The following is an 18,263-nucleotide window of genomic DNA, read 5'->3' on the forward strand; positions in this document are numbered from 1 at the left end:
AGACTCCAGACCCCAAACCTTTCTCCAACCATTTCCACCGCCCTTTGTTATCTTCTTACCTTTACTATATCCCAAAAGGCCTGTTATGGACCAAACGCTACCTGAATTGCCCTTTATCAACGGGCGACTGTCTTTTGCACCCCTTGTGGATGCCTGGAAAAAGAATGCCGCAGCCGGAAGCCCCGGCGCCCGCCGTGTTTATCAATACCTGCTGGAACGCATTCACCATCATCCGGAACTGCTTTCGCCGATCGACGATTTCTCTATCCTGGAGGAACACCAGGAATGGGTGGATATCCTGATGACCACGCTTTTTCCTGTTTCAACTTCCGACGAAAAAGACATCTACGCTGTATCCGTTCCGTTCAACTTTAAATTCATACATACCAGCAAGGCATTCCGGGAATATTTTCTGGATAGCGAGGGACAACTTAAATATCAGCCCGAGCGGGAGGCAAAATTGAAGCTGATTGACGAAAAATGTTCCGTTGCCTACAAGATGATCCTCTCCAAATACTATGGCCGCGTGATCACCGGTCATGTCACTACTATCCTGCAGTTACCACACCCGGAAACAGGTCTTCCACATTATTTTGAAATGGAACTTGACCCGACATTTATCCAGGCTGTTCCTAAAGGTGAGTTGCCACCGTTACTGGACGATTTCAAATGTGGCAACATGAATGACCTGCGCAGAATGGAAAAGCTTCAGGAATGCCTGCCGCTCGACAAATTTGTTTTCGAAGGAATTGCCATTATCCGGATTAAAGATGTTACCCGCCGGGAAGTGGTCAACAATATCAAAAACATACTGCTGGAACAGCACAACCTTGAGGACAACAGCGTTTTCGCTGACCTGGAAAATGAAATGCGAACCCTCATCGGTATACCGGGACTGAAACTTGGGCTTACCCCTTTTCTGAATATTAATAACCATTTTGTATTCTCGGAACAGCAATACCAGAATACCGTTCTGCTGCGAAGCATGCAGGATAAACCGGTAAAGGCTGAAGTGTTCCGCGTGTTCCAGGAAATGTTCCAGGCGCTGGACGAACCGCTGCTACTGGAAAATATCGATGCGGCTGCCGTTGAAAAACAGCCCATGCTCGGCATGCTTACAGAGAAAGGGTATCACAGTGCGGCCTTCTTTCCGCTGAAATCGGAAGGAAAGCTTGTTGGTGTTCTTTCTGCAGCGCATGCTGAGGCTGGAACCCTGAACGGCAGGCATTTACATGAAGTGATGCCATCCATTCCGTTGTTTGTCCTCGCACTCGAAAAAGCCGCGGAACGGCTGGATGTAGAAGTAGACAAAGTGATCAAAAAGCATTTTACCGCTGTGCAGGCTTCTGTGGAATGGAAGTTCACCGAGGCCGCCCTGCAATATCTCGCCAATAAGAAACAGGGGATCAAAGCAAAAATTGAAACGATCTCCTTCGATCAGGTATTCCCGTTATATGGCGCGATCGATGTCCGGAACTCCTCTATCGAACGCAATAATGCCATTCAGCTTGACCTGAAGGAACAATTGGAAGGTGCCGGGAAAATAGTCAGGCAGGCAGAAGCACTGACCAATATGCCGCTGCTGAAGGAGATTTCGTTCCGGATTGAAAAGTACCAGTACAATGTGTCCAATATTCTTTTTTCGGGAGATGAGATCCTTATCGACAATTTCCTGAAAAACGAGCTGGTGGAATTGCTGCAACATCTCCGTACGATGGTGCCTGCACTGCAGCCGGTGATCGATCAGTATTTCGAAGCGATCGACCCTAAGGTCAAACTGCGGGTGGAACACCGCCACGATTTTGAGGACAGCATCACGATGATCAACCAGGAACTTGCCCGCTTTATCGACCAGGAACAGGAAGCAGCACAAAAGATCTATCCGCATTATTTTGAGCGTTTCGTAACAGACGGAGTGGATTTCAATATGTATATCGGGCAATCGATCAGCCCGGATAGGCCATTTGATACATTCTACCTGAAGAACCTGAAAATGTGGCAACTGAATACACTGGCCAATGCCGCCATCATGGTTAAACAGTTGAAAGACAAATTATCCATGCCGCTGGAAACCACGCAACTCATCCTCGCACACAGTCTGCCGATCTCTATCAGTTTCCGGACGGCAGAACGAAAGTTTGATGTGGAAGGCGCATACAATATCCGCTACGAGATTATCAAAAAGCGGATCGATAAAGTGCATGTACGCAACAGCAATGAACGCCTCACACAACCCGGTAAAATAGCAATTGTATATACCCAGGCCAGGGAAGCCACAGAGTACATCAGTTATGTGGAATACCTGCAGAACCAGGGCGTTCTGCTCCATGATATTGAACACCTGGAACTGGAAGAGTTGCAGGGCGTCATTGGCCTGAAGGCACTGCGGGTGGGCATCAACATGGAATACGGCAAATCATCAGAACTGGAATCCGAGCGTAACACTCGGAAGGCCACCGTCCTTTGAGTAAGCGTAGTTGGCTGTAACGACATAACGGGAAGCGGGCGCAAGCCAGATGCCCCCACCGTAACCTGTATGCCACCTGCCGGATTCTTCACCAGGCTGCCATACGCGACCGATGTCGTGAAAGAACACCAGGCCCGCCGTCGCCGGAAGAATATAGCCCTTTATTTCACCGATTTTTAAACGCAGGTCGATATTATTGAAAAACATAGTCTCGCCGCCAAACCGGTATTTCCGGTATCCGCGCAGGTTATCCGGACCGCTCAGGTACTGCGCCTGAAAGAATTCATAACGTCCGCTGTTGGTTCCTGCGCCAATCCGCGCAGCAATCACCACTGCAGCCCTTGTGTTGAAACTGGTATAGAATGACAGATCCGTTCGGTATTGCTGAAAGGCATGGGCGGCTGCGTTCAAACCCCCAATCCAGCGTGCATAGCTGTTCCAATAGATGCCACGGGATGGCATCAGCTCACTGTTCCGGTTATCTATGATCATTTGCAACTGTCCGCCCAGGTATGATTTCCGCTCAAACAGGGTTTCCTGGTCAAGCCCGCTTTCGGGAGAGGTAATGAATTTCCCTTCGTTTCTTTCTTCATCCATCCAGTACCGTTGAATGACAGGACCCGCCAGTAACGACAGGGATCGTGTTGCTTTCAATCGTAGCAATGCTCCGGCTTCTACCAGGTTGAACCTGCTCCGGTAATAAGAGATCGTCTGATCCCCTTTGTTGGGGAATTCTGTTTCGTTACCCAGGCCAAAAAAGTTCTGGATATTATCCGGCGCCTTGAACTGCGCCATAAAACGCAGGTCCATTTTTTTATTGACTGCAAAGGGCAATGGTATCAGGTCAATTGCTTCCAGGTCATATTTCAGATTGAATGCCCCGGTAGCAAAGGCTACGCTGCCTACAAGCGACTGCTTCACAGCAAACGGTGTTTTACGGAAACCCTGCCTGACCGACCGGATCCCGGCACCTACGAAAACACCGTCATCGGGGTTGTACGCAACGGAAACCAGTGGCGAAGTCACGTGGTACCGGTAACTGTGCGGATCATAAGCGTTGACTGCAGGATCTTTTGTGAAACGATTCCTGACCACTCCTGTGCCGGTCAGTACATTCTTTTCGGTGGACTGATCATACCACCGGATATGGCGGCCGCTACCATCCTGTACCACGCTGTCGGCACCTTCACCACCGATGATCCTGATCCGCGGACCGGCAGACGTATTCCCGGTAACGTGGAAGACATCGTCCCCATTCATCCCGTAAAGCCGCAATTCCCGTGTAACGGAACCTTCAAATACACGGTCATATTTTTTGTCGTGGTGCAGTCCCGCCTTGTTGATCTTGTACATTCTTATGCGAACATTGCCGGAGTCCGTATAGCTGATGTCAAAATATTCCCGTTTGTCCGATCCGGTTATATCCACCTGCCGGGACAGGAAACGGTAGTACTTCATCACATCCCCTTCAAAATATTTCCTTCTTTCTTTCAGCGTGGCGGCAATTTTCTGTGCATTCATTTGTTGAATGGCGGCAGGTTGCTCTGCCATGGCAGCTGCAATCACGCTGTCTGTCATCAGTGGCAGAAACCGGCTGATCTCCTTATGCCAGTCAGCAGCATCGGGCTCCCGCAGGAAAATCCGGTCAAACCATCTTGCATTAAAATTGAAGCGGTTGATATTCCTGGCTTTTGGACGGAAACCCTGGAATTTCGGCTGGATCCAGGGCATGCTGATAATGGCAGGAAGAAATCCCTCGTTGATAAAAAATGCCTGATCACGGTCGCGGGGAATGGGCGCGTATTTTTTGCCGTCTTTTGTTATCGTAGCTGTCCACCGCCACTGGTCTTCATGTCGGTCGAAATCCATGATATACATGTCCAGCAATCTTGCGCGCAGCACTGCTTTCTGATCCACCTCATTGTCGTTGTCTTTTTGCAATGCCACCTGCACTTTGGTGGAGTTATATGACTTGGTTACCCCTTCCGGTTCGCGTGCTTCAAACAGGTAGAGACTGTTGGCAAAATCGTGCCGGTATGCGCCCAGTGCAGGATCATCAGGAACATATACCAGCTTTGCCGGGAGATACGGAATGCCTGCCGCTTTTGCCAGCGGCGGAACAGAAAGTGCGGCAAATGGATAGGAGGCAGAAATGCCATCCACAATAGCATCCTTTACAAAAGTTTGCCGCAACTCTTCAGGCAGCGTTTTGTCGGGATATTTCTGAATGCTCCTCAATACAAATTCCTGTTTGGCGCTGTCTTCCAGGCGGATGGAACGCGATTGCATGCCACCTCCCCGGCGGGTAGGTGACAGACCACCATTGATCTCCCGGATACTGATCACGGGAAGGATCACGGGCGTGGTCCATTCCTGCCGGTAATTGGTGCCCAGCAGCCATTTTTTAAAACCGCCGGCCCGGTAATATGGGGCTGCGATGATGCTGGCAGAATCAGGGAAAGTAACTGCCGGAAGCGTACTGACCGTGTCGGGTGCAGGATGAAAAACCGGAAGTGCTGCGGTAAATAATGCCGTGTCGCGTTGAATATCCACACCTTCGTAAACTATACTAACGGCGCCGTTTGAACGAAGGGTGAGCGTACAATATCCGGTTTCTGTTGCCTGGAAGACCGAATAGGGCCCGTTCCTTAGCCTGGTCTTCTTGGAGCCGGCGCCGCTGACCACATAAGGCATGCTGTCTTTCACCAGGTATTGCAGCCCGTGTTCATGACCGGCAAGCCGAATGCAATAGGGGTGTTGTGCAAGTATCGTATCAACGCCTTCAATGAAGCTCTTGTAAAGGGGATGCCGCAGATCCTGGATATTACCGAAAACGCCGCGTACGATAGGATAAAGTGAACCGATTACGGGTAAAGGTATATACAGGGACGGGTCTACATCAGTGAGCGGAAAGATATGTTGCTTGATGGTAAAGTAGCCCCCGTGGATACCATCGGAAATAAAGGGATGGTGGGAGAGAAACAGCAACATTTTGTCGCGGTGCTGATAGACGATATCCTTGAGACGCAGTAAAACTTCTTCGTTGGTATGGCATTCACAGTCACTTTCCGGTCCGGGCTTCCCTTCCTGCTGCAGCCACCATTGACTGTCCATCATGACCACTGCAACCTGTGGCGTAACCGCGATGACCTCGGGGCCGGGACAACCATTCTCAGGAAGGAACCTGACCCGGGGTTCTTCCAGGCCGTTGATATAGGAAGACTGGTGCTGCAGTTGCTGTCTTCCATATACGCGTCCCTTTGCCCAATCATGATTTCCGGGAATGAAATACGCTTGCTGCGCTGCAGTCAATCCAGCCATCCATTGTGAATCCAGCAGTGCCTTTTTTTCCTGGAAAAGCTTTGAGCCCGGGTCCGGCAATCCGATAGGGTATACATTGTCGCCCAGGAAGAAAATGGCATCTGCCTTCTTTGCGGTTGCAGCAGCTTTCTGACGGATATCACGCATCACCGGATGCACGCCATGATAGAACTCACCGGCATCTCCAACAAAAATGAAACGCGCAACCACGCTGTCGTCCTGTGCATTGACCAGGCACGAACTCAGCAGGCACAACAATAAAAGTAAAGTGGGTAGATGTTTATACTTCATTTATTCTGGTAAGGAAAGTAAAGAATGCTTGCTTTTGACTGGCGGCCTTCGTTAGAAATATACAGGTCTCCGGAAGGAGAAAAGCAAAGCCCCTCCGGTTGCTGAAACTGATAAGGATTAATTTTGTGCACGGATTTTAGCTCCCCTTTCAGGTTACAGATCAGCAAGAGTTTCTTTCCCAGTGTGGAGATGACATACAGGTCGCCAGTTATGGGATGAATGGCTGCCGCTGAAGCATGAAATTCCAGTGAATCATCCTTGCCCATTTTTCGGATAGCCATCCAGGGTATGGTGAAGGTTGGACCGCCGGTAAACTGAAGCGATTTGCAATCAAAACGCCATGCCGTCATAAATGGTTCATCGGTGTCGCAGATTTTGCAGATAAGGATGAGCTGATCACTGCTATGGTCATAAGCAAGACTTTCAAATTCGGTGTTTTTGGAAAAGGTACCTTTGTAAACAGCTTTTTCTGTGCCGGTGAGGCTGTCTACCTGGTACAGGTGACCATTGCTTTTGAGAATGAAATAACCATAGGGGGTAATGGCGAGGTCTTCGTAGTCGCCTTTTTTGCCGAAGGGGCGTTCGCGGAAGGTGCCGGTTTTGCTGTTGATGTAAAATAAAGTGCCGTCTTCATCATTGATGCCGGCAAGTTCATCGGGGCCTGTATAGATGATGCCCGAGATTTCCCTGAGCTGTTTCTTCAGCAGCAGTGTTGACGCCGGACTTTCCGCGTAACCTTGCAGTGCCGGAACAAAAGACAGCGACTGGATGCGGTTGCAACCGGAGAGAAAAGGCATCATCAGCCCGCAACACATCAATAGCACAGAAAGCTTCATACATGCAATTTAAATAACCTTAATTTAGATTTATAATCAGCCGCATGGAACCTAACGGAACTTTGATCGATGCAGCCGAGCTTTTCGTCAGGCAATTATTCGAAGAACAGATACCCGCAGCCTATTATTACCATGATCTGCGGCATACCACTGCCGTGGTGACTGCCGCAGAAACCATTGCTGCACGCTACGACCTCAGTTCCCGGGACCGGGAAGCCCTGATGATCGCGGCCTGGTTTCACGATACCGGCTACAGTCGTACCTACATGGATCACGAAGCCGCCAGTATGCGGATTGCATCAGATTTTTTGCGTTCCCGGAATGCGGGGGAAGACCTTATACAATTGGTATCGGGTTGTATCCGGGCCACCAAAATGCCCCAGTCACCGCAAACCCTGATTGAAGAAATCCTGTGCGATTCCGATCTTTTCCACCTGGGTACAGAAGATTTTACTGAGGATACAAAATTATTGCGGAAAGAGCTCAATACGGCATTCGGAAAGGATATCGGTAAAAAGAACTGGCGCAAAGCCAACCTGGAATTCCTTCAAGGACATCATTATTATACTTCATTTGCCCGCCAGAACCTTGAACCCGGCAAACAAAGGAACATCGATGAACTCCTTGCAAAGATATCTCCGGGCGATGAGCCGTCCGCCACACCGGTGACGCCCGCGCTCGTTCAGGAACTACGGGAAGAACCTCCGGTTCAGCAGGAGCCGTTAAAAAAAGAAAAGGAAAAGGATCCGGAGAAAAAAGATAAGGATAAAGGCAAACTTGCGCGTACCGAGCGGGGTATCGCCACCATGTTCCGGATCATGAGCGATAACCACGTGAGCCTTAGCCAGATGGCCGACAGCAAGGCGAATATCATGATCTCCGTGAATACCATTGTTTTGTCGATCCTCGTTTCAGTATTGCTGGGCAAACTCCAGTATTACCCGCAGTTTATCATTCCGACCATCATCCTCGCCACATCCTGCCTGGGTGCAGTAGTATTCGCCATCATGGCCACCCGTCCCAATGTGACCAAAGGTGTTTTTGCGGAGGAAGATATCCGGCAGAAAAAAGTAAACCTGCTGTTCTTCGGGAATTTTTTCAAAATGCAGCTGGCAGACTATGAATGGGCGATGACTGAAATGATGAATGATAGCGAATACCTCTATGGCAGTATGATCAAGGATATTTACTATCTCGGGAAAGTGCTGGCAAGAAAATACCGTTTTCTGCGCATTGCCTATAACGTTTTCATGTTTGGTTTGATCATCTCTATCCTGGCATTCGGGATCGCCGGGTTTGTTGGCAGTAAATAATCATGATCGACTATATCAGGGCATACAAAAAGTATAGCAGCAGTTATTATGTTTCTGAAGGTATAAGGACCACGGCAGGTGTAATGATTCCTGTGCTCGCCGCCAGTTATTTCGGAGAACTGGCCACCGGTGTCTCCCTGGCCCTGGGGGCGATGTGTGTTGGTCTGACAGACAATACCGGGCCCATTCATCACCGGGTGAATGGCATGGTCGCAACCATCCTCCTGATCTTCCTCATTTCTCTGCTGACAGGCTGGTGTATTCCATACCCATGGCTGCTCGCCGTATTTATCGGGGTGATGGGTTTCTGCTGTTCCATGATCGGCGTGTATGGCATGCGTGCCAATGCCGTAGGAGGTGCAGGCCTGCTCATCATGGTGCTGAGCATCGATGAAAAATATGATCCTGCGCAGATCCTCCGCAATGCCCTGCTGATTTCCGGCGGTGGAATTTTTTACCTGACGCTCAGCCTCCTGCTGTATCGCCTGCGGCCTTACAAACTGATTCAGCAGGCCCTGGGTGATTCACTGATCAGCATGGGCGTTTACCTCCGCCGCCGCTCCCGCTTTTATGAGATTGATGTGAATTATGATCAGACCTACCAGCAATTGCTGGAACAACAGGTGCTGGTGCACAACAAGCAGAACCTGGTGCGGGAAATGCTGTTCAAAACACGGGATATTGTAAGGGAGTCTACCCACATGAGCAGGATACTGATGATGATCTTCCTGGATAGTGTTGATCTTTTTGAAAGGATCATGACTTCCCAGCAGGATTACAGAAAGCTGCATGCTATGGCAGATGACAGCGGACTGCTGCCGCAGTTTGAAGACATGATCGTTTCATTGGCCAATGAGGCGGAAACGATCGGGCTGGCACTCCAGGAAGGCAGCGTATCCGTGCCCATGGCAGGCATCGCGGACCAGTTGTATGCACTGGACCAGGCATTCGGACAAAAGCGCGCTGCAGCTATGGATGACAGTAATATCGAAACCTATATCACGCTGCGCCATATTCTCGACAGCATAAAGGATATTTACCGGCGTATCGAAACGCTGCACCGCTATACGAGTTTTGATGCCCGCCTCAGCGCCAACTACTCCAGCCCGGATGACTATACCAAATTTGTGAGTCCGTCTGAGTTCAACCTTAAACTGCTTGCCAATAATTTCAGCACACAATCCAATATCTTCCGCCATTCAATCCGCGTATGTCTCTCCCTGCTTGCCGGATTTTTTCTCAGCAAGATCCTGCCTGTGGGGCACGGCTACTGGGTGTTGCTTACGATCATTGTGATCCTGAAACCCGCATACAGTCTTACCAAACAAAGAAATATTCACAGGCTTGGGGGCACGCTCGCCGGAGCCGTGGCAGGCGCTGTTATACTCTGGCTCGTGCGGGATGAAAAAGCATTGGTCGGCATCATGGTAGCAGGCATGATTATCGCCTACAGCATGATCCGCCAGAAATACCTTGTAGCGGTAATCGCCATGACGATTTACATTCTCATTGCTTTTCATTTCCTGAAGCCGGGAAATTTCAATGAAGTGCTGCGTGACCGCCTGATCGACACGTTTGTGGGTTCGCTGATCGCGTTTATTGCCACAACGGCCATTCCGCCCCGCTGGGAACATGAGCAGATCCAGGAAATGCTCCGGGATACGATCCGGGCCAATGCACATTATTTCCGCTCCATCAGCAGGTTGTTTCTGGGTGAGGCATTGACCAGCCTCGAATACAAACTGAACAGGAAAGAAACCTTTGTACAGCTGGCCAACCTGTCGGACGCCTTTCAGCGAATGCTGAATGAGCCCCGGCGCCAGCAGAAAAAGATTCAGACCATCCACCAGATGGTGGTATCCAACCACATGCTCGCATCGCACATTGCGACACTGAGTTCCTATCGTGGATTTGCGAAAGAATATGCATCAGAAAACTTCCGCCCGATTGTGGATGCTTCCTTTGATCACCTGCAGGGAGCTGCTGCATTTCTGGACAGTGGTAATCCTGACGATCACGAATACAGTAAAGATGAAAATTTCCAGATCAGGGAGGAGCTGAAAACTTTACAACAGGTAAGATTGCAGGAACTCGCTGCCGGAAGCCTGGAAACGGTTACCCGCAAAAGGCACTCAGAACTGACCACCATCACGGATCAGTTCGAATACATTAACAAGATCAGCATAGAGCTGGAGAAACGGTCAAAACGACTGTTGCGCGACTAGTTCAGTCCGCCCAGCATTTCTTTCAGTTTCTGAACCAGTTCGGTTTTGGTAATGGGAACGCCCATGATCTTGTTATATCCTTTGGCGTCGATCAGGAACTGGTCGCGGATGATCCTGATCAGTTGTCCGTTGTTGATCTCCGGAATCAGTACCTGGTCAAACTGCTCCAGCATATGCCCGAGGTTCTTCGGGAAAGGGCGAAGGTGACGCAGGTGTGCATGACTCACGGCATATCCCAGTGACTGCATTTCGGCAACTGCGCTTTTGATCGCACCGTAGGTGGATCCCCAGCCCAGCACCAGCACCTGGCCTTTCGCAGGGCCGCTGTCAATGGTTTGTTCCGGGATGTATTCCGCGATCTTGTCCACTTTTTCCTGGCGGATCTTTACCATCAGTTGGTGGTTATCGGGATCGTAACTGATGTTTCCGGTTATATTCTGTTTCTCGAGTCCGCCCACCCGGTGTTCAAGTCCGGGGGTGCCCGGGATTGCCCAAGGACGTACCAGTTTTTCGTTTCTCAGGTAAGGCATGAACTTGTCCTCGCCATAACCCAGGTCAGTTTTGAAGCTAACCGCAATGGGGTGCAGGTGGTCGCTGGTAGGGAATTTCCAGGGCTCTGCGCCGTTGGCAATATAGCCGTCACTAAGGAAGATCACGGGGGTCATGTGTTCAACCGCGATCCTCGCCGCTTCATACACTGCGTTGAAACAATCGCTGGGTGTTGAGGCGGCAATAACAGGCATAGGACACTCGCCGTTACGGCCATAATAAGCCTGCAGGAGGTCGCTTTGTTCCGTTTTGGTAGGCAGGCCTGTCGAAGGTCCGCCGCGTTGAATATTGACGATCAGAAGGGGGATTTCGAGCATTACAGCAAGCCCCATCGCTTCAGTTTTTAAAGCCATGCCTGGCCCGGATGTGGTAGTAACACCCAGGCTGCCGCCATAGCTGGCGCCGATCGCTGCGGTAATCCCGGCGATCTCGTCTTCCGCCTGGAACGTGCGGATGCCAAAAGTCTTGTATTTACTCAGCTCATGCAGGATATCAGATGCCGGCGTAATCGGGTAGGTGCCCAGGAATAGGGGCAGGTTGCTTTTGTCGGAAGCTGCAATCAATCCGAAAGCGAGCGCCTGGTTACCCATGATGTTCCGGTAAAGACCAGGCTCCATCCGGGCTTTGTCCACCGTATATCGGGTCGTAAAGGTTTCAGTGGTATCCCCGTAGTTGTATCCCGCCTGCAGTGCTTTGATATTGCTGTCTAGCAACTCCGGCTTCTTGCCGAATTTATCTTTCAGGAACTGGATGCTGCTGGCCATATCCCGGTTGTACATCCAGTAGAGGAAGCCCAGCACGAACATGTTCTTGGCGCGATCCTTTTCCTTGGTGCCGAGTGTAAACTCTTTCAATGCCTCGCGGGTCATTTTGGTGACGTCCATGCGGATCACCTCGTAATTGGTGAGGCTGTTGTCTTCAATGGGGTTAACGCCCTCCGGGTAATTGGCCAGGCGAAGGTTCTTCGCATCAAAGCCGTCAGTGTTCGCAATAATTTTCCCCCCTTTCTTCAGGGCTTTGAGATTGGTTTTCAGGGCGGCTGCATTCATCGCAACCAGAACATCACATTCATCACCGGGGGTATAGATGCGGTCGCTGGAGAACCGGAGCTGATAGCCGCTTACACCGGGGATAGTACCCTGCGGGGCGCGGATTTCGGCGGGGAAATCAGGAAAGGTGGCCAGGTCGATGCCGAGCAATGCAGTATTGTTGGTGAATTGGGTACCAGTCAATTGCATGCCGTCGCCGCTGTCGCCGGCGAATTTTATCACTACCTCCGAGAGGACTTCATCTTTGCGGATCATCCCGCAAAGTTACTATTTGGTGAGTGACCGGAAGAGTTCCTCCAGGCTTTTTTCACCACTTTGCAGGGAAACAATATTCAGGTTCTCCCGCATGGCCAGTTCCAGCAATTGTTTTTTTGCCTGTTCCAGATCCGATGCGGCAATCTCCCATTCCTGCGGAGCGACCTGTTCCAGCTGGGTGAGGGAACTGATGGCGCGTTCAAGCCACTGGGGTTCAAGGGCTTCCTGGAACCTGACCCTGATCAGGGGCTGGCCGTGTTTGGATTGCAGTTCCGCAAGTGTATTGTCAGCGATAACGGTTCCCTTGTTGATAATGATCACCCGGTCGCATACCGCCTCCACCTCCTGGAGGATATGGGTGGAAAACAGGATCGTTTTGTGTTGTCCGAGGCTGCGGATCACCTCGCGGATCTCTATGATCTGGTTTGGATCAAGTCCTGTAGTGGGCTCGTCCAGGATCAGTACTTCCGGATCATGGATAAGGGCTGCGGCAAGACCTACCCGCTGTTTGTAACCTTTCGACAGCTGTCCGATCTTCTTGCTGCTTTCAGGCGTGAGGCCCACAATGACGATTACCTCCTCCACTCTTTTGTCGCGATTGCCGACGCGATGCACTTCCGCCATAAAATGCAGGTACTCGCGCACGTACATATCGTAATAAAGCGGATTGGACTCCGGCAGGTAACCGATCCGGGATTTGGTGGACAGCGGATCTGCCTGCACATTGGTGCCGCAGACCTCCGCCGTACCGCCATCGGGTTGCAGATAACCCGTCAGGATCTTCATGGTAGTGGATTTCCCGGCCCCGTTGGGACCAAGGAAACCCACTATTTCTCCCTTGCCGACGGCAAAGGAAATATTATTTACGGCCTTTTGTGTGCCGTAGGTTTTAAGCAATAAATCTACACGGATCGACATAGGTGGACAAACCTACTGAATTACAGGTCATCGTACTCATAAATTTCGTCAATATGGGTGCCGGGTGGCATTTCGATCACCGTATTGAGCAACCCGTCTTTCAGCCCGTAAACCCATCCATGCAGGTGCGGCCGCTGTTCCTTTTTCCACGCTGCCTGGATAATGGAGGTTTTGGCCAGGTTCATCACCTGCTCACAAACATTCAGTTCAACAAGGCGATCTGACCGCTTCTCATTGTCGTTGATGAGGTTGATCTCATCCCTGTGAATGCGGTAAACGTCTTTGATGTTCCGCAGCCATTTATTGATGATGCCGAGGTTATGCTGTGTCATTGCTGCCTTAACACCGCCGCAACCATAGTGGCCGCAAACGATGACGTGCTGCACTTTAAGGTGGTTGACCGCATATTCCAGTACGCTGAGCAGGTTCAGATCGGTGTGCACCACCATGTTGGCAATGTTCCGGTGAACAAAAATCTCACCAGGTTCGGTGCCGGTGATCTCATTCGCCGGTACCCGGCTGTCACTGCAGCCGATCCAAAGGAAATCGGGACGCTGAATATGTGCCAGCCGGTTAAAGTAATCAGGATCCTCCTGCACTTTTTCGGCGGCCCAGGCTTTATTCTCCAGTAGTAGTTTTTCGTACTTCTCCATTATGCTGTTTCTTTAATTGGTTGGTGATTGTTGATAATGCCATGATCCCTGAACTGACTTCTCTTTAATTCTACGGTGATGTTTTTCAGGGGTGCGTGTTTCATGAAGTCTTCGATGACTTCTATCACGTCGCGGTCCAGGAAATCGGCTCGGGTGATATCGATCAGCACCTGCGCATTTTCAGGAACGCTTTCCAGTTTGTGTTTAACAATTGGTTTGTTGAGAAAGGATACGTCTTTCCGGAAACGGAACAGGTACTTGTTGTCATCATGAACAACAAATACGGCCGAACGGAAGTTGCTGCGCAATACAAAAAACAGACCCACCATGCAGCCGACCAAAATACCGATCAGCAGGTCGGTGAGCAAAATAGCCAGGATAGTCACCACAAAGGGAACAAACTGATCGAAACCTTTCGCCCAGAGGCTTTTGAAGATCGACGGTTTTGCCAGCTTGTACCCGGTATAGATCAGCACGGCAGCAAGTGCAGGCAGCGGGATCAGGTTCAGCAACTTCGGAATAAATGCTACGCAAAGCAGCAACATCATACCATGAATGATGGCAGAACTTTTGGTCTTTGCTCCGGCATTCACGTTGGCGGAAGTCCGGACGATAACGGATGTCACCGGAAGGCCTCCCAGCAAGCCACTGACAAGGTTACCAAGCCCCTGCGCTTTCAGTTCCCGGTTGGTGGGCGTAACACGCTGGTAGGGGTCGAGTTCATCCGCTGCTTCGATGTTCAGCAGCGTCTCTAGACTTGCCACGATGGCAATGGTGAATGCCGACAGCCATACCTGGTAATTGCCGATCTGTTTGAAATCAGGCATGGTGAAGAAAGAAAAGAATTCACCAGCAGAGGAAGCTATGGGTATGCTCACCAGCGCATGCGGCGGCATAGCCCAGCCGGGTTTGCTGGACTGGAGCCACATATTGATGCCCACTGCAACAAGTACCACGATCAGCGGGGCTGGTGTGAGTTGGAAAAAGCGATGTTTTTTTGCCAGTACCTTATCCCATACGATCTGGATCAGCAGCGACACGCCACCGATCAGGATCGCCATGGGAACAACGTGTTTCAGTCCGCTGAAAACGCCCGAGATGGTATTGTCGCCATCGGCCTGCAAAAATGTTTCATCCCCTTCATAATCTGCATTGTAGCCTACAAGGTGGGGCAATTGTTTCAGGATAAGGATTATACCGATCGCGGCAAGCATGGCTTTGATCACGGAACTCGGTACATAATCACCGAGGATACCGCATTTCAGGTATCCCAGGATCAGCTGGAAGACACCGGCCAGCACCACAGCCAGCAGGAACGCTTCGAAATGAGGCAATTTTCCGATCGCTGCAGCAACTATTGCAGTTAAACCAGCAGCTGGCCCGCTCACACTGAGTTGTGATCCGCTGGCCAGGCCAACGACAATGCCACCGGCTATGCCAGCGATCAGTCCGGAAAACAGGGGAGCACCAGAGCCAAGGGCAATGCCCAGGCAAAGTGGCAGAGCCACGAGAAATACTACGACAGCCGATGGGAAGTCTGAAGACAGACTGCCCAATGGGCTATAGACACGACGAGCCATAAAAGTTTTTTTAGAGAATAAGAAGAACGGGCAACGATGTTATGGCTCAGCACTCAGGAGGCTGGATGATGCGGCGGATATGGGGAAACGCGCCGAGGTCTACCGACCGGGGTATTTCGAATGTAATGGTTGCTTTCCTGGCGCGCTCTAGATAGGCAGACATATCCAGGAAGTTGCTGTGCAGGCTTTTGCCGCACTTATGCTCTTCATTGAAATTGTTATTACTGCCGGCAGCTTCTTCTTCAACAGCATTCAGCAATGTACTCCTGTTCTGACGGGAGCTGAAGGGAAGCGAAACCAGGCTGGATGCCAGGGCGCACATGAAAAATACCGCCATAGCAGAAACCAGCCAGCGAAGGCGGAAAAGTTTCGGCGTAACTATTTGACGGTACATACCCATGGGTCGCAAAAATATTCACTCGCAGGCACATTCTGTCAATTGTTAATCCAATTAACATTTAATTTCTGTCATATTCTCCTCTGAATGCGTATAAACCGAATATCATCAGGCCAATAGAGATGGGGAAAAATACGACGAGGAAAACTGTCCACTGGATGCGGGTGTCGATATGTGGAGAGGCCTGCATTTCCTGCATAGCAGTGCGCAGCAACAGGAAAAAGAGGGCCGGGCCAAGGAGCATCCATACCAGTCCGAGATATCTTCTTATTGTATTCACGGCAGACGATTTTAATCTTTAACGTTTGGGTCAGTTTCGTTCGATAGGTACAACGTGCCGATAACCAGGCAGATTCCGGCAACCAGCAGGGGGTACCACAGGCCAACCAGTTTGTCTGTACCCGACATAGTGGTCAAAAGGGTAGCGATGAAGGGTGTAAGCCCGCCGAACACACCATTTCCGATATGGTATGGCAATGACATGCTCGTATACCGGATTCGCGTCGGAAACATCTCAACCAGGAATGCTGCAATGGGTCCGTAAACCATCGTTACGAGAAATACCTGCAGGAAAACCAGCAGCACGGCCTGCCGGTAACTGCCCGGATCAAGGTGCTTGTCGGTAAGTTGCGGGGCGCTGTTGTTGGTTTCCGTATAAGCGAAACCGTTAGGTAAGGTGATGCGCTTGCTGTTTTCCGCCAGTGGTGTTTCTGTAATGCCCATACTGACGGCTATTGCAGGGGGAGTGCTCAGGTGCAGCAACTGGCGGTAGATAGGCCGGTAGCTGAAAATAGCCAATGCCAGGCCGGCCATCATAATCCATTTACGGCCGTACCGGTCACTCAGTCTGCCGAAAAAAATAAAAAAGGGCGTGGCAAACAGGATGGCCCAGATAAGAATCGTTCTGCTCTGGTCGAAATTCACCTTGCAGGTATTTTCAAGAAATGACTGCGCATAGAATTGTCCTGTATACCAGACTACGCCCTGGCCCATGGTTGCGCCGAACAGTGCCAGCAATACCATTTTGAGATTGGTCTTGTGGCCAAAACTTTCCTTCAGCGGATTCTTTGAAATGCCGCCTTCCGATTTCAGCCTTGCAAAGAGGGGAGATTCCGCCATTTTCATGCGGATATAAATAGAGACCAGTACGAGAAATATGGAAACCAGGAACGGGATGCGCCAGCCCCAGGTATTGAATTTCCGGATGGATTCGTTCAGGTCAGGATCGAGGCTGTGACGGGTAAGCAGGATGACACCGAGTGACAGAAAAAGTCCCAGGGTAGCGGTGGTCTGGATCCAGCTGGTAAAATAACCCCGTTTGTCGGGGGGAGCATGTTCGGCAACATAAGTGGCGGCGCCGCCATATTCGCCTCCCAGGGCCAGGCCCTGCAGCAACCGCAACAGCAATACCAGTAATGGCGCGGCAAATCCGATCGATTCATAACCGGGTACAAGGCCAATGGCAAAGGTTGAGCCACCCATGAGTACCAGGGTGAGCAGAAAAGTATTTTTCCGGCCGACAAGGTCGCCGAGACGGCCAAAAACCAGCGCACCGAATGGCCGCACAATAAAGCCCGCAGCAAAAGTTGCCAGCGTGCTGAGCAGTGCTGCAGTGGGATTTGTTTTGGGAAAAAATTGTTGAGCAATAACCGTGGCAAGGCTTCCGAAAATGTAAAAGTCATACCACTCAATCAGGGTACCGGCAGAAGAAGCGCCGATGATACGCCATATTCCGCGGCGGGAGGTTGTATGATTCATACTTAAACATACTAAATTAGCGGCCTAATATAAAGTTGCCATATGTCTTACCCGTATCAGATCCAGTCGCCCGAACAATACCAGGCCCAGTATAAGAAAAGTGTGGAAGACCCCGAAGGTTTCTGGGCAGATGTTGCCGGACACTTTTACTGGCGGAAAAGATGGGATACAGTGTTGCAGTGGAATTTTAAAACACCCAATGTGGAATGGTTCAAGGGAGGCCGGTTGAACATTACCGAAAATTGCCTTGACCGTCACCTCGGTTCGCTGGGTAACAAACCGGCGATCATCTGGGAACCCAATGATCCATCCGACGACCACCGCATCCTAACCTACCGGGAGTTGCATAACAAGGTGATGCAGTTCGCCAATGTGCTCAAAAATAACCAGGTGCAGAAAGGTGACCGGGTTTGTATTTACATGGGCATGGTGCCTGAACTGGCGATTGCCGTATTGGCCTGCGCCCGCATCGGTGCCGTACATTCGGTGATCTTCGGGGGCTTCAGTGCGCAGAGTATTGCCGACCGTATTCTCGATGCCCAGGCATCGTTTGTGATTACCTGCGATGGCGCGTATCGCGGCAACAAGGAGATCCCACTGAAGAATGTGATTGACGATGCCCTTGTACAGTGTAAAAATGTGAAAAAGGTG

At 50.6% G+C, this 18,263-nt stretch carries 13 protein-coding genes; 4 read left to right on the forward strand and 9 right to left on the reverse strand.

The genetic code is table 11. The features are described 5' to 3' along the window. The first annotated feature begins 85 nt into the window (after positions 1–85). Positions 86–2,467, forward strand: coding sequence for a GAF domain-containing protein (locus FPE01S_RS09710; protein ID WP_046368472.1), 2,382 nt, complete (start codon positions 86–88; stop codon positions 2,465–2,467). On the opposite strand, the gene FPE01S_RS09715 is transcribed toward FPE01S_RS09710, so the two are convergent. Continuing rightward, complete coding sequence (locus FPE01S_RS09715; RefSeq protein WP_046368473.1) at positions 2,420–6,079, reverse strand: BamA/TamA family outer membrane protein; 3,660 nt, start codon at positions 6,077–6,079, stop codon at positions 2,420–2,422. The genes FPE01S_RS09710 and FPE01S_RS09715 overlap by 48 nt on opposite strands. Continuing rightward, complete coding sequence (locus FPE01S_RS09720; protein ID WP_157473949.1) at positions 6,076–6,915, reverse strand: hypothetical protein; 840 nt, start codon at positions 6,913–6,915, stop codon at positions 6,076–6,078. The genes FPE01S_RS09715 and FPE01S_RS09720 overlap by 4 nt, the downstream gene beginning before the upstream one ends. A gap of 44 nt (positions 6,916–6,959) precedes the next feature. Here FPE01S_RS09720 and FPE01S_RS09725 point away from each other — a divergent pair, with 44 nt between their 5' ends. Continuing rightward, positions 6,960–8,228, forward strand: coding sequence for a Pycsar system effector family protein (locus FPE01S_RS09725; RefSeq protein WP_046368475.1), 1,269 nt, complete (start codon positions 6,960–6,962; stop codon positions 8,226–8,228). Between the two features lie 2 nt (positions 8,229–8,230). Then, on the forward strand, positions 8,231–10,453 hold the full coding sequence (locus FPE01S_RS09730; RefSeq protein ID WP_052955657.1) for an FUSC family protein: 2,223 nt from the start codon (positions 8,231–8,233) through the stop codon (positions 10,451–10,453). Here FPE01S_RS09730 and FPE01S_RS09735 read toward each other — a convergent pair. The 7 genes from FPE01S_RS09735 to FPE01S_RS09765 form a co-directional block, all read right to left on the reverse strand. Further along, on the reverse strand, positions 10,450–12,306 hold the full coding sequence (locus FPE01S_RS09735; RefSeq protein WP_046368476.1) for a 2-oxoacid:acceptor oxidoreductase subunit alpha: 1,857 nt from the start codon (positions 12,304–12,306) through the stop codon (positions 10,450–10,452). The genes FPE01S_RS09730 and FPE01S_RS09735 overlap by 4 nt on opposite strands. A gap of 12 nt (positions 12,307–12,318) precedes the next feature. Beyond that, positions 12,319–13,224, reverse strand: a complete 906-nt coding sequence (gldA, locus tag FPE01S_RS09740) for a gliding motility-associated ABC transporter ATP-binding subunit GldA (RefSeq protein WP_046368477.1) — start codon at positions 13,222–13,224, stop codon at positions 12,319–12,321. 20 nt (positions 13,225–13,244) lie between these two features. Next, complete coding sequence (gene can / locus FPE01S_RS09745) at positions 13,245–13,877, reverse strand: carbonate dehydratase (protein WP_046368478.1); 633 nt, start codon at positions 13,875–13,877, stop codon at positions 13,245–13,247. Next, positions 13,877–15,457: a SulP family inorganic anion transporter gene (locus FPE01S_RS09750; RefSeq protein WP_046368479.1), complete on the reverse strand. Its 1,581-nt coding sequence runs from the start codon at positions 15,455–15,457 to the stop codon at positions 13,877–13,879. Before FPE01S_RS09750 ends, can begins: the two co-directional genes overlap by 1 nt. 46 nt (positions 15,458–15,503) lie before the next feature. After that, positions 15,504–15,851 carry a hypothetical protein gene (locus FPE01S_RS09755; RefSeq protein WP_157473950.1) on the reverse strand — a complete coding sequence of 116 codons (348 nt, stop codon included), beginning with the start codon at positions 15,849–15,851 and terminating at the stop codon, positions 15,504–15,506. Between the two features lie 64 nt (positions 15,852–15,915). Then, positions 15,916–16,134 carry a DUF6814 family protein gene (locus FPE01S_RS09760; RefSeq protein ID WP_046368481.1) on the reverse strand — a complete coding sequence of 73 codons (219 nt, stop codon included), beginning with the start codon at positions 16,132–16,134 and terminating at the stop codon, positions 15,916–15,918. A gap of 11 nt (positions 16,135–16,145) precedes the next feature. Beyond that, a complete protein-coding gene (locus FPE01S_RS09765) occupies positions 16,146–17,612 on the reverse strand; it encodes an MFS transporter (RefSeq protein ID WP_046368482.1) in 1,467 nt (488 codons plus the stop codon). Positions 17,613–17,654: 42 nt separating this feature from the next. Between FPE01S_RS09765 and FPE01S_RS09770 the strand changes: the two genes are divergently transcribed. Next, positions 17,655–18,263 (forward strand): AMP-binding protein (locus tag FPE01S_RS09770; protein ID WP_046368483.1); only part of this gene is annotated, 609 nt, incomplete at its 3' end.

It is taken from the genome of Flavihumibacter petaseus NBRC 106054 (assembly GCF_000974785.1).
Lineage (GTDB): Bacteria > Bacteroidota > Bacteroidia > Chitinophagales > Chitinophagaceae > Flavihumibacter > Flavihumibacter petaseus.

Bases quoted from the DNA above. Each gene is read 5' to 3' on its own strand.
- FPE01S_RS09710 (WP_046368472.1), top strand. From the start codon at position 86: ATGGACCAAACGCTACCTGAATTGCCCTTTATCAACGGGCGACTGTCT.
- FPE01S_RS09715 (WP_046368473.1), bottom strand. From the start codon at position 6,079: ATGAAGTATAAACATCTACCCACTTTACTTTTATTGTTGTGCCTGCTG.
- FPE01S_RS09720 (WP_157473949.1), bottom strand. From the start codon at position 6,915: ATGAAGCTTTCTGTGCTATTGATGTGTTGCGGGCTGATGATGCCTTTT.
- FPE01S_RS09725 (WP_046368475.1), top strand. From the start codon at position 6,960: ATGGAACCTAACGGAACTTTGATCGATGCAGCCGAGCTTTTCGTCAGG.
- FPE01S_RS09730 (WP_052955657.1), top strand. From the start codon at position 8,231: ATGATCGACTATATCAGGGCATACAAAAAGTATAGCAGCAGTTATTAT.
- FPE01S_RS09735 (WP_046368476.1), bottom strand. From the start codon at position 12,306: ATGATCCGCAAAGATGAAGTCCTCTCGGAGGTAGTGATAAAATTCGCC.
- gldA (WP_046368477.1), bottom strand. From the start codon at position 13,224: ATGTCGATCCGTGTAGATTTATTGCTTAAAACCTACGGCACACAAAAG.
- can (WP_046368478.1), bottom strand. From the start codon at position 13,877: ATGGAGAAGTACGAAAAACTACTACTGGAGAATAAAGCCTGGGCCGCC.
- FPE01S_RS09750 (WP_046368479.1), bottom strand. From the start codon at position 15,457: ATGGCTCGTCGTGTCTATAGCCCATTGGGCAGTCTGTCTTCAGACTTC.
- FPE01S_RS09755 (WP_157473950.1), bottom strand. From the start codon at position 15,851: ATGTACCGTCAAATAGTTACGCCGAAACTTTTCCGCCTTCGCTGGCTG.
- FPE01S_RS09765 (WP_046368482.1), bottom strand. From the start codon at position 17,612: ATGAATCATACAACCTCCCGCCGCGGAATATGGCGTATCATCGGCGCT.